This window comes from Sphaerisporangium aureirubrum, from assembly GCF_042658925.1.
Classification (GTDB): Bacteria; Actinomycetota; Actinomycetes; order Streptosporangiales; family Streptosporangiaceae; genus Sphaerisporangium; species Sphaerisporangium aureirubrum.
In genome coordinates this window covers 17,679-29,069 of record NZ_JBHSRF010000099.1, presented here as the reverse complement: position 1 = coordinate 29,069, position 11,391 = coordinate 17,679, and the positions used below count along the sequence as shown (strand labels likewise).

11 protein-coding genes are annotated in these 11,391 nt (G+C 72.3%); 7 read left to right on the top strand and 4 right to left on the bottom strand.

All coding sequences use genetic code 11. The features are described from left to right. Nucleotides 1–489: 489 nt before the first annotated feature. From ACFP1K_RS36790 to ACFP1K_RS36775, 4 genes are all read left to right on the top strand, one after another. Nucleotides 490–1,557, top strand: a complete 1,068-nt coding sequence (locus ACFP1K_RS36790) for a hypothetical protein (RefSeq protein ID WP_380762280.1) — start codon at nt 490–492, stop codon at nt 1,555–1,557. Nucleotides 1,558–1,688: 131 nt separating this feature from the next. After that, the gene (locus ACFP1K_RS36785) at nt 1,689–4,148 is read left to right on the top strand and encodes a nitrate- and nitrite sensing domain-containing protein (RefSeq protein WP_380762278.1); all 2,460 of its coding nucleotides are present in this window, start codon (nt 1,689–1,691) and stop codon (nt 4,146–4,148) included. Further along, nucleotides 4,148–4,540: a DUF742 domain-containing protein gene (locus ACFP1K_RS36780; RefSeq protein WP_380762276.1), complete on the top strand. Its 393-nt coding sequence runs from the start codon at nt 4,148–4,150 to the stop codon at nt 4,538–4,540. Before ACFP1K_RS36785 ends, ACFP1K_RS36780 begins: the two co-directional genes overlap by 1 nt. Then, nucleotides 4,521–5,117 carry a GTP-binding protein gene (locus ACFP1K_RS36775; RefSeq protein WP_380762274.1) on the top strand — a complete coding sequence of 199 codons (597 nt, stop codon included), beginning with the start codon at nt 4,521–4,523 and terminating at the stop codon, nt 5,115–5,117. Before ACFP1K_RS36780 ends, ACFP1K_RS36775 begins: the two co-directional genes overlap by 20 nt. 73 nt (nt 5,118–5,190) lie before the next feature. Here the strand turns inward: ACFP1K_RS36775 and ACFP1K_RS36770 are convergent, their stop codons facing one another. Further along, nucleotides 5,191–5,829 carry an HD domain-containing protein gene (locus ACFP1K_RS36770; protein ID WP_380762272.1) on the bottom strand — a complete coding sequence of 213 codons (639 nt, stop codon included), beginning with the start codon at nt 5,827–5,829 and terminating at the stop codon, nt 5,191–5,193. Nucleotides 5,830–5,941: 112 nt separating this feature from the next. On the opposite strand from ACFP1K_RS36770, the gene ACFP1K_RS36765 reads away from it, so the two are divergent. Then, entirely contained in the window at nt 5,942–6,523 is a 582-nt protein-coding gene (locus tag ACFP1K_RS36765; RefSeq protein WP_380762270.1) for a histidine phosphatase family protein, read from the top strand. 60 nt (nt 6,524–6,583) lie between these two features. On the opposite strand, the gene ACFP1K_RS36760 is transcribed toward ACFP1K_RS36765, so the two are convergent. The 3 genes from ACFP1K_RS36760 to ACFP1K_RS36750 all read right to left on the bottom strand — a co-directional run bounded on the left by ACFP1K_RS36760 (nt 6,584) and on the right by ACFP1K_RS36750 (nt 8,094). Continuing rightward, nucleotides 6,584–6,853: a hypothetical protein gene (locus tag ACFP1K_RS36760; RefSeq protein WP_380762268.1), complete on the bottom strand. Its 270-nt coding sequence runs from the start codon at nt 6,851–6,853 to the stop codon at nt 6,584–6,586. Nucleotides 6,854–6,984: 131 nt separating this feature from the next. After that, entirely contained in the window at nt 6,985–7,221 is a 237-nt protein-coding gene (locus ACFP1K_RS36755) for a DUF397 domain-containing protein (RefSeq protein WP_380762266.1), read from the bottom strand. Beyond that, a complete protein-coding gene (locus tag ACFP1K_RS36750; RefSeq protein ID WP_380762264.1) occupies nt 7,222–8,094 on the bottom strand; it encodes a helix-turn-helix domain-containing protein in 873 nt (290 codons plus the stop codon). It lies immediately after the preceding gene. 151 nt (nt 8,095–8,245) lie between these two features. On the opposite strand from ACFP1K_RS36750, the gene ACFP1K_RS36745 reads away from it, so the two are divergent. Together ACFP1K_RS36745 and ACFP1K_RS36740 are read left to right on the top strand one after the other, a co-directional pair. Then, the gene (locus tag ACFP1K_RS36745) at nt 8,246–8,767 is read left to right on the top strand and encodes an ATP-binding protein (protein WP_380762262.1); all 522 of its coding nucleotides are present in this window, start codon (nt 8,246–8,248) and stop codon (nt 8,765–8,767) included. Nucleotides 8,768–9,006: 239 nt separating this feature from the next. Further along, nucleotides 9,007–11,388, top strand: coding sequence for a helicase-associated domain-containing protein (locus ACFP1K_RS36740; protein ID WP_380762260.1), 2,382 nt, complete (start codon nt 9,007–9,009; stop codon nt 11,386–11,388). The last annotated feature ends 3 nt before the right edge of the window (nt 11,389–11,391 follow it).

The window sequence follows — 11,391 nt, the reverse complement described above, 5'->3', positions numbered from 1 at the left end:
CCCCCGGTCACCCGCCGTACGACGGCGCCGAATTCGCCGCCCCACGTCCCGCCGACGCGGCGCCGGACAGAGGAGCCGTCCGAGGCCGACGCGGGCCCCTCCGGGGCCGACGCGGGACTCGGCGCGGGAGACGCGAGCACCCCCGACACACCCACAGAACTCGGCGTGAAGGACGCGAGTACCCCCGACGCACCCACAGGACACGGCGCGGAGGACGCGAGCACCCCCAACACACCGACAGGACACGGCGCCGGGGACGCGAGCACCCCCAACACACCCACAGGACACGGCGCCGGGGACGCGAGCACCCCCAACACACCCACAGAACCCGGCACGGGAGACGCGACCACCCCCAACACACCCACAGAACCCGGCACGGGAGACGCGACCACCCCCAACACACCCACAGAACCCGGCACGAAGGACGCGAGCACCCCCGACACACCCACAGAACTCGGCGCGGAGGACGCGGGTGTTCCCGGGACGGACATGGGGCTTGGGGTGAAGGGGGCCGAGGGGGCGGTTGTGGGGTATTTGGAGGAGGTTGTTCGGGTTTATGGGGGGGTGGTGCCTTGTGGGACGCCTATTACGGTGTTTGAGAGGGGGTGGGCGTTGAGTTGGATGGTGCGGGCGGGGGTGCCTGTGCATGTGCCGGGGGAACTCGCGGAGAGTTTGGTGGGGGCGGCGGGGGTGGGTGGGGTGCCGGCGGGGGCGGGGTTGCCGGCGGATGCGGACACGACGTCGGTGGCGTTGTACGCGCTGGCGTTGCTGGGGGTGGGGCGGGCGCCGGAGAGTCTTTGGGACTATCACGTGGGGCCCTACTTCTGCACGTGGCGGGGGGAGGACGGGGTTTCCACGACGGTGAACGCGCACGTGCTGGATGCGTTCGGGCAGTATGTGGCGGCTCATCCGGCGGCCCGGGGCCGGTACGGGGCCGCCATGGCGGCGGTTGCGGAGTGGCTGGGAGAGCGGCAGGACGCGGAGGGGTGCTGGACGGACCGGTGGCACGCGTCGCCCTACTACGCGACGGCGTGTTGCGCGCTGGCGCTGGGGGCGTTCGGGGGCGGGTCGGCGGTGGCGGCGGTGCGGCGGGCGGTGCGGTGGGTGCTGGAGACGCAGCGGGCGGACGGCTCCTGGGGGGTGTGGCGGGGGACGGCCGAGGAGACGGCGTACGCGATGCATCTGCTGCTGATGGACGGGCGGTCGAGCGTCACGGGGGAATCGCTGGCGGCGGCGGCGCGCGGATATGCGTACTTGATGCGCGTAGAGCGGGAAATCGGTTTGAAAAGCAGTGGACGGGAAGGATGGGAGGTTTTCCCCCCTATGTGGCATGACAAAGACCTGTATCTCCCGAGAAGCATCGTGCGCGCCGTGGTGACCGCCGCACTACATCTCGCCCAGCGCGAGCCCGCGATCACTGCGTGGTACCAGGCCGGCGCCCGGAATGGGCACACGGCCGCTCATCCGGGAAGGACGGATGCCGCGACGGGTGGCATTAACTCGACATCTTTACAAAAATCACAGGAGCCTGTCGTGAGCCGTTTTCCCACGTGCTAAGGTCTCCCGGAGGTAACCGGCAATATGCCGACCTGCGCCTTGATTAACCGCTATATTCCGACAGGACCATACACGTAGGGCTTCGCGGGCGCCGTACCGCGGATTTCCCGAATAACGCCTGGGGTGGAGCCGTGCGCTTGCGCAACTCGCGTGTCCGGGTCAAGGTCACCGCGCTGCTGGTGTCACTCATCGCTCTGTGGGGTTTCGCCGCCTGGGTGACCACCCGTGAGGGCCTGAACGTCCTGTGGGTCTCCACCCTCGACTCCGGCGTGGCCGTCCCCGGCGAGAAGCTCCGCGAGGAACTCCAGCGCGAGCGCCGCCTCACCGTCGTCGTGCTGGCCGACCCCGGCTCCAGCTCCCGGCGCGCGGCGCTGACCGCCCAGCGCGGGCGCACCGACGCCGCGGTCTCCGAGTTCGGCCGCCAGACCGTGAGCGACGCCGTGCGCCGCGCCGCGGGCGAGACGCTGAACCGCCGTATCGAGCAGGCGAACCGCCAGGCCGCCGTCCTGCCCGGCCTGCGCGCCCTGGTCGACGGCGGCGCGGTGGACCGCACCCGCGCCGCCCAGACCATCACCGCCGTCATCGAGGCGCTGTACAAGATCTACGACTCGATGGCCACTCTGGACGACGCCGGGTTCGCCAAGGACACTCGCACGTTCATCCAGCTCAGCCGCTCCCTGGAACTACTGGCCCAGGAGGACGCCATCGCGGCCGGCGCCCTGGTCGCCGGCGGCTTCGCCGACGTCGAGCGCGCCCGTTTCGCGCAGAACGTCGGCGCCCAGCGCTTCATGATGTCCACGGCCGCGGGCGAGCTGCCCCCCGAGGACCGGGCCGCGTACGACCGGCTCGCCGGCAGCGAGCCGTTCGAGCGCCTGCGCCGCCTGGAGGACCGTCTCATCGAGTCGACGCGGTCCGAGTCGCCCCCGGTGGAGGCCGACAACTGGGCGGCCACCACCACCGACGTGCTGCGCGGGCTGGACCTGCTCATCGCCGAGGGCGGCGACCGGCTGGTCGATCGGGCCACTCCCATCGCCTTCGGCGTCATCGCCCGCCTCGCGCTGGCCGGGGGCCTCGGCCTGATCGCGGTCGTCGCGTCCATCGTGCTGTCCATCACGACGGCGCGGGCCCTGGTGCGGCGCCTGGAGGAGCTGCGCACCGCCGCCCTGGACCTGGCCGGGCGGCGGCTGCCGACGGTCGTGGAGCGCCTCGGCCGCGGCGACGAGGTCGACGTGGCCGCCGAGGCGCCGCCGCTGGCGGTGGGCAACGACGCCATCGGCCAGGTCGGCCAGGCATTCAACTCGGTGCAGGAGACCGCCGTGCGGGTCGCGGTCCAGCAGGCGGAGATGCGGCGCGGCTACCGCGCCATCCTGCTCAGCCTCGCGCGGCGCACCCAGTCGCTGGTGCACCGGCAGCTGACCGTCCTCGACAGCATGGAGCGGCGGGAGTCCGACCCCGGCGAGCTGGCCGACCTGTTCCGGGTCGACCACCTGGCCACCCGGATGCGGCGCAACGCCGAGAACCTCATCGTGCTGTCCGGCGCCTCCCCGGGCCGCGCCTGGCGCCGCTCGGTGCCCATGGTCGACGTGGTGCGCGGCGCGCTCGCCGAGATCGAGGACTACACCCAGGTCGAGCTGAGCCCCATGGACGAGGCCGAGCTGGCCGGGCGCGCGATCGGCGACGTGATCCACCTGCTGGCCGAGCTGATCGAGAACGCCGTGTCGTTCTCGCCGCCGTTCGCCACCGTGCGGGTCAGCGGCCAGGAGGTCGGCAAGGGGTACGTCGTCGAGATCGAGGACCGCGGCCTCGGCATGAATCCCGAGGAGCTCGGCGCCGCCAACGAGCGCATCGCCGACCCGCCGGAGTTCCGGCTCACCGACACCCCGCGCCTCGGCCTGTTCGTGGTCAGCCGCCTGGCCGCGCGGCACCGCATCCAGGTCACGCTGAAGAGCTCGCCCTACGGCGGCACCACCGTCATCGTGCTGCTCCCCCGCGAGCTGATCGGCCCGGAGCCCGGCGTGACCGGCGACGGCGACGCGCGCGGCAGCGGGCTCCCCGCCCCCGAGACCTCCGGCGGCGAGCCTCGCAGGTCCGACCCGTGGCAGCGGCAGGACGAGCGCAGCCGCGGCGTGGCCCGCGACCGGGACGCGGACGCCCCCCGCCGCCCCGGGCGCCAGCCCGAGCCGGACGTGACGCCCGAGGAGACCGACCCCCGGCCGGAGACGGGCCGCGAACAGGCCGTCCAGGCCCACCAGGCCCCCCTCACGACCGACCCGGCGACGGCGGGACCCGCCTCTTTCGCCGGCCCCAGCTTGGCGGATCCCCCGGCGGGACCCGCCGCCCCGGCCGTCCCCTCCCAGCCGGTGTTCACCCCCTCCGGCCTTCCGCGCCGGGTGGCACAGTCGCACCTGGCGCCGGGCCTGCGTGAGGAGCCGCCCGCGCGGCCCCTCCCCCAGAACCCCGGCGCCGGGGAGCGCACCCCCGAGGAGACCCGCCGCATGCTGGCGGCCTTCCAGTCCGGTACCGAACGCGGCCGCGCCGAAGCCGCCCGCCCACCTCACCCAGATCTCGGCGATCCGGGGGAAGGAGCGTGATGACCAGCCTCGCCGACGACCCAGGGCAGGAACAGTGGCTGGACGAGGAGGCCGGGCGGATCGTCCGGCCGTACGTGATGACCCGTGGCCGGACCAAGCCGAGCCGCGGGAAGTTCGACCTCATCACCCTCGTCATGACCACAGGCACCGCCACGCCGGGCGAGCCCGGCCTAGATCCCGAGCACATCACCATCGTGACCCTGTGCGAGCCGCGGCCCTTGTCGGTGGCGGAGATCGCCGCGCACCTGGACCTGCCCGCCGGCACGGTGCGCGTGCTGCTCGGCGACCTCGTGGACCGGCGCCTGGTCGCGATCCAGGAGCCGCACCGGGGCAGCGACGTCCTCAGCCTGGACACCTACAAGGCGGTGCTCAATGGCCTTCGCGCGCTCTGACGGGCGCTCCCTGCCGATGAAGGTCCCCATCGCCGTGAAGATCCTCATCGCGGGCGGCTTCGGCGCGGGCAAGACCACCATGGTCGGCTCGGTGTCGGAGACCCGCCCGCTGCGCACCGAGGAGACGCTGAGCGACCGCGGGACGGACATCGACGACACCTCGGGCGTGGAGCAGAAGACCACCACCACCGTGGCGATGGACTTCGGGCGCATCACCATCGGCCCCGACCACGTGCTGTACCTGTTCGGCACGCCGGGCCAGGAGCGGTTCTGGTTCGTCTGGGACGAGCTGGCCCTCGGCGCGCTGGGCGCGGTGGTGATCGCCGACACCCGCAGGCTGGACGGCTCCTTCCCCTCGATCGACTACTTCGAGCGGCGCCGCACGCCGTTCGTGGTGGCGGTCAACTGCTTCGAAGGCGCCCGGACCTACCAGCTGGACGAGATCAGGCTGGCGCTGGACCTGAACGCGCGGATCCCGGTCGTGCTGTGCGACGCCCGGCGCCGCGAGTCGAGCAAGAAGGTGCTGGTCGCCCTGGTGGAGCACGCCCTGCGCGCCCACCACCCCGCCGCGACCTGATCGCCGCCCCCGCCGCCCACGTCCCCGGGCGGGCGGGCAGGCTGACCCGCGATCCCGGCCATCTCGAACGAGGTCACTCGGGCCAGGCGGACGCCCTGATCACGTCCACGAAGTCGATGTGCCGGAAGCCGGGCACGAAATGCTCGAGGACGTCGGAGTTGACCGTGCCGAACGTCGTGTCCGGCCGGTCCTTGAAGCCTTCGGTGAACGCCCCGAGGATGCGCTCCTTGAATCCGGGGCGCGGGTGGGCGGCGGTGACCGCGGCCACGTCCGCCGGGTCCAGGTCCTGGTAGCCGATGCCGAGCACGTCGGTCTCGACCCCCGCGGTGACCAGTGCCACCTCCGGCTCCAGGCGGTAGGGGATCTCCGGCGTGGTGTGCAGGGCGATGGCCAGCCACACCGTACGCACGTCCGCCTCGGGCAGGCCGTGCGCGGCCAGGAAGCGCCGCGCCTCGTCGGCGCCGTCCATCTCGAAGCGCTGGTCGGTGCGGCGGTAGGCCTCGGTGAGGCCGAGGTCGTGGAACATGGCGCCGACGTACAGCAGCTCGGGATCGGGCTCCAGGCCGCGCCTGCGGCCCTGGAGGGTGCCGAACAGGAACACGCGGCGCGAGTGGTCGAACAGCAGCGGGCTCGCCGCCTCACGGACCAGCTCGGTGGCCTCGGCGGCGAGCGCCGAGTCGGGCACGGCGACGCCCGCGATGGTCTCCCTCATGGCCGTTGCCTCTCGGTCGGCGGCACGCGCCGGTCACGTGCCTCGTCCCTCCACTGTGGCAACCGGCTCACCCGGCACCCCGTGAGGGGTCCCGGTCGTGGATGATGGCGCGATGGAGGAGCTGATACTTCTGCGGCACGGGGCGACCGAGTGGAGCCGTGCGCTGCGGCACACCGGGCGCACGGACATCCCCCTCACGCCGGAGGGCGAGGACCAGGCCCGCGCGCTGGCCGGTGTGCTCAAGGGCAAGACGATCTCCCTGGCGCTGACCAGCCCCGCGCTCCGGGCCCGGCGCACCGCCGAGCTGGCAGGGCTGAACGACTGCGAGACCGACACGAACCTCTGGGAGTGGGACTACGGGGGTTACGAAGGCATCACAACCGCCGACATCCGCAAGGAGCGGCCCGGCTGGTACCTGTGGCGGGACGGCGTGATCCCCGGCGACGCCGATCATCCGGGCGAGACGGTGGAGCAGGTCGGCGCGCGCGCCGACCTGGTGATCGCGAGGGTGCTGCCCGCGGAGGGCACCGTCGTGCTGGTCGCGCACGGGCACTTCCTGCGCGTGCTGGCGGCCCGCTGGCTCGGCCTCGCGGCCGGGGACGGCAGGCTGCTCAAACTCGACACGGGAACGTTCTCGGTGCTCGGCTTCGAGCACGAGGTGCGGGTCGTCGGCCGGTGGAACGCGCCGATCTGACCGGAACGCGAGACGGGGGCGAGGGGAACGCGGGGGCGGGACCGCTCGGGGGCGGGACTGCTAGGCGACGGGCCCCAGGGGGACGGCCTGCGGCTGGGGACCGCGCCCGGTCAGCCATTCCAGAACCCTGCGGTGCCCCCGGCGGGCGTCCTCGAAATGACCCCAGCGCCAGTATCGGGGCTGGTCGCGGACTCCCGTGACCCAGGTGCGGTACGCAACCGGACGGCTGCCACCCTCTGTGGAGGCCGCGGACGCGACGCCGTAAGTACGGATCACGACGCGGCCCCCCGGTGCGAACAACACGTCATCGGCCACCGGGTAGAGCGTCATCTGGTCCAGCATCACGGGCCCCCAAGAACTTACTGAAGCGGATGCCAACAGTCTGCCGGATCGGATGAACGGCCCCGGTTACGCGATGCGCGCTCTCCGGTTAACCGGACTCGCGATATGTGAACAGGACGTTACGCGACCAGATTGTCGAACTCCCCGTCCTTGACGCCGAGGACGAGTGCCGCGATCTCGGCGCGGGTGTAGATGAGGGCGGGACCGTCCGGGAAGCGAGAGTTGCGGACGGCGACACCTCCATCGGGGAGCTCGGCAAGCTCGACGCAGTTGCCCTGCGAGTTGCTGTACAGGCTCTTCCGCCAGGCCACACCCGTCAGGTTGGCGGCCGGCATTCCGTTATAGGGCTGGGTCATCTAGATCTCTCTGAGTATGTCGCCGAGTATCTCGGCGGTGCCCCCAGGCGTTGTGCTTTCCACGCACAGTTGTTCCATGGCGGTGAGGTACGGATCGACGTCCTCACGTTTGTCCAGGTAGAGGGCACCCCATAGCTGCTCGACGTAGACCACGTCCGACAGGTCGGACTCCGGAAAACGCAGGATGCTGAACGCTCCACCCTCGGCCGCGTGCATGCCGAACTGGAACGGCATCACTTGCAGGGTGATGGCCGGCAGGCTCGCCACCGCCATCAGGTGCTGGATCTGCTCGTACATGATCTCCTTGCCACCGATGGGCCGCCTCAGCGCGGCCTCGTCGATGACCGCCCAGAGCTTGGGCCCGTCCTTCCGGGTGAGACGTTCCTGCCGCTGCATGCGCACATGCACACGTCGTTCGATGTCCTCGTCGGGCTCGTCCGGAAACCCGAGTCTCATCACCGTGCGGGCGTACGCCGCCGTCTGGAGAAGACCCGGGACGAACTGCACCTCGTAGGTCCGAATGGTCTGCGCCGCCTCTTCGAGGCCGACGTATGTCGTGAACCATGTGGGGAGCAGATCGCTGTATTTGTGCCACCATCCGGGTGTGTTGGCCTCGCGGACCATTTCGAGCAGCCCGCGGCGGTCGGCGTCATCGTTGACGCCGTAGAGCGTGAGCAGGTCCTCGACGTCACGTGTCTTGAAACCGACCCGGCCGAGCTCCATCCGGCTGATCTTGGACTCCGAGGCGCGGATGTGAAATCCCGCTTGCTCTCGGCTGAGCCCTCGATCCTCGCGCAGCCTGCGCAGGCTGGCGCCCAGCATGATTCGCCGGACCGTGGAGCCGGTACCCGGGGGGTCGATCGACACGTGCATTCCTCCGGTTGTGGACTGAATCACAGTCTGTCAAAGATCGCGCGTGTAGTCCCCTTTCGTGACCTCCTGCACCAACCGTAGCGCTTGCACGTAGCTTCTGCACGTGCATTCGCTCTTGCACCTGCACAGGAGTTTGGACCATCATGATCTGGTGCACTCCACGGACCTGACACGTGGGCAAAACCAGTGGTCCGCCTTCGATTGGTGGCCCCCCCTAGGCTGGTGGCCCGAGCCCGCGCGCGATCTCGCGCCCTTCGGGGCCCGCACGTCCAGTGCCTCGTTCGTCCTCCCCCCGCACGCCCGCTCGGTGCACGCGGCCCGGTGCTTCGCCTCCGGCAGCCTCATCGGCTGGGCCATGAGCGACCTCGTGGCCGACATGGAGCTGGTCGTCTCCGAGCTGGCCACCAACGCGCTGCGCCACGGGCTGGCCTCCGGCCGCGAGGACCCTGCGTGCGGCCGCGCCGACCTGGTCCGCATGTCGATGGTCCGCAAGGGCTCCCTGGTCACCTGCGTCTTCGCCGACCCCGGGGCGGCCGTGCCCGTGCTGCGCCGCCATTCGGAGCTGGACACCGGCGGCATGGGACTGCACATCGTCGAGTCGATGAGCCTGCGCTGGGGCTTCGATCCCCTGCCGCCGTACGGCAAGGTCGTCTGGGCCGTGCTGAAGAGCTGACCGAAAATGCCGCCCACCCGCCCGGGGAGGGAAGGCCCGCCGTCCGCGGCGGGCTCGATGCCCCCTGAGCTGGGACGACGGCACATGCACCGTCCGGATGTCCCGGAACGGCCCCGAAACCGGCGACGATTGGCGTTCAATGAATCCGGGCCTATTCTGCTACGTCGATCCCGTCGGACGGGCGCTCTGCATTACGGTGGCATCTTGGTGACTCCCGCGAGACCTTCGAAAGAGCTGTGATGGACGATCACCTGCTCGTCTGGTTGACAACCCTTGATGAAGACCGGCTCGCGCGCGTCCTGGCCAACCGCCCGGACGCCATCGCAGCGCCTTGGCCGCGCCGGCTCGACACCCTCGCCCGGCGCCTGAGTGACAACTTCGCCGTCATGGAGGTCATGCGCGGCCTCCCCCTCCCCCCGCTGGAGATCCTGCAGGCCTGCCTGGTCGTCGGCGAGCGTGCCACCCCCGACGAGCTGGCCCGCTTCCTCGGCGTGACCACGGCCGAGGTCCTGCCCTGGCTGGAGGGCCTGTACGACCAGGCGCTCGCCTGGCCGGCGCCCGACGGCCGCCTCCACCTCGCCGAGGCCGTGGCCCGCTGGTGGACCGCCCCGTGCGGGCTGGGCGAGGCCCTGGTCTCCTACCTCGACTCCTGGACGCTGAACGCCGAGGGCCTGCGCCGGATCAGCCGCGGCCTCGGGCTGTCCTCCCAGGGCGGCAGGCGCCAGCTCATGGCGCGCGTCACCGCGGTGCTCGGCGACGCCGAGCGGCTCGCCGACCTGCTGCGCGAGGCCCCCGACGGCACGGTCAGCCTGCTCGACGAGTTCGCCTGGGACGGGCCGGTGCGCGGGGTCGACGGCAACCGCTTCGTCACCCACGGCAGCCCCGAGAAGTGGGCCGCCGAACGCGGCCTGCTGTACCGCACGCAGTGGGACATCGCCGAGATGCCCCGGGAGGTCGCGCTGGCGCTGCGCGGCCCCGACTACCACGCGCCGTTCACCCCCGAGCCCCCCGCGCTCGGCACCGTCCCCGCCGACCCCGCCGCGGTCGACCACGCCATGTGCCTGGCCGCGCCGCACGCGGTGGACCGCGCCGCCGCGCTGCTGGAGAACACCGACAAGACGCCGCTGCCGCTGCTCAAGGGCGGCGGGGTCGGGGTCCGCGAGGTGCGCCGCGTCGTCAAGGAGACCGGCTGCGCCGAGGACGAGGCCCGGCTGCTGCTGGAGGTCTGCGCCGTCGCCCGGCTGCTCGCCTTCGACGAGACCGCGGGCGGCCTGATCCCCACCAAGCGGTTCGACGCCTGGCGGCTGGAGGACGCCCCGGCGCGGCTGAGGGCCCTGCTCGCGGCCTGGTGGCGCATGGAGCGCTCGTCGCTGCGCCGCGTCTCCGGGCGCTACCCCACCGTCCTCGGCGACGACCCGGCCGGCGAGACCGTCGCCCGGGTGCGCTGGGCCGTGCTAACCACACTGGCCACGCTGCCGCCCGACGCCGCGTACGCCAGCCTGCCCGAGCTGGTGCAGGCCGTGCACTGGCGGGCCCCCCTGCTGGACCGCGAGCTGCTGACCGAGTGCTGCCCCGCGGTGCTCGCCGAGGCCCGCCTGCTCGGCCTGATGGCCGACGACGCCCTGACCGACCTCGGCCGGGCCCTGGCCGCGCTCGGGCCCTCCGTGGCGGGCGACGAGCAGGACGAGACGGTGCCCGAGGTGGAACGCGACCCCGGGCTGGTCGAGCGCTCCGTGCACGCGCTGGCGGGCGCCCAGCGCACCGCGCTGTTCGGCACCGACCTGACGGCCGTGGTCACCGGCCCGCCCGCCGCCGAGCTGTCGTCCCTGCTCGACCGGGCCGCCGACCGCGAGACCAAGGGCGCCGCGTCGGTGTGGCGGTTCAGCTCGGCCAGCGTGCGCCGGGCCCTCGACGCCGGGTACTCCGCCGACTCGCTGCTGGAGGAGCTGCGGGCGGCCGGCACCGTGCCCCAGCCGCTGGCGTACCTCGTCAAGGACGTGGCACGGCGGCACGGCGAGGTCACGGTCACCACGGTCGGCTGCATCATCCAGGGCTCCGACCCGGGGCTGCTGGCCGAGATCGCCGCGCACCGGCGCCTGGCCAGGCTCGGGCTGCGCCTGCTCGCCCCCACCGTCCTGGCCGGGACCGCCCCCGCCGACCGCACCCTCGCCGCGCTGCGCGAGGCCGGGTACGCCCCCGTGCCGGTGGACGACACCGGGGAGATCTCGGTGCGGCGCGAGCCCGCTAGCGGGCGGCTGATCCTGCTGCCCGGCGGGCGGGTGGCCGAGCTGGAGGAGCCGATGCTGTCCATCGCCGACCCGCCGCCCGACCCGCGCGAGCACGCCCAGCGGCTGGTGCGCAGCGGCCCCGACGAGCACGCGGCCGGGCAGACCTGGGCCGTCATCGGGCGCCTCGCCACCCGGCTGCCCACCGCGCAGCAGTCGCTGCTCGGGTTCGTGGTCGACCGGGGCGTGCGGGCGCTGATCACCCTGTCCGACGGCCTCACCGCCACCATCAGCCACGGCGAGCTGCGCCGCGGCGTGCTGGACGCCTGGTGCGAGGAGGCCGGGGACTACCTCGAGTTCCCCCTCGCCGAGATCGCCTCGGTGACCAGCGGCTGAGCC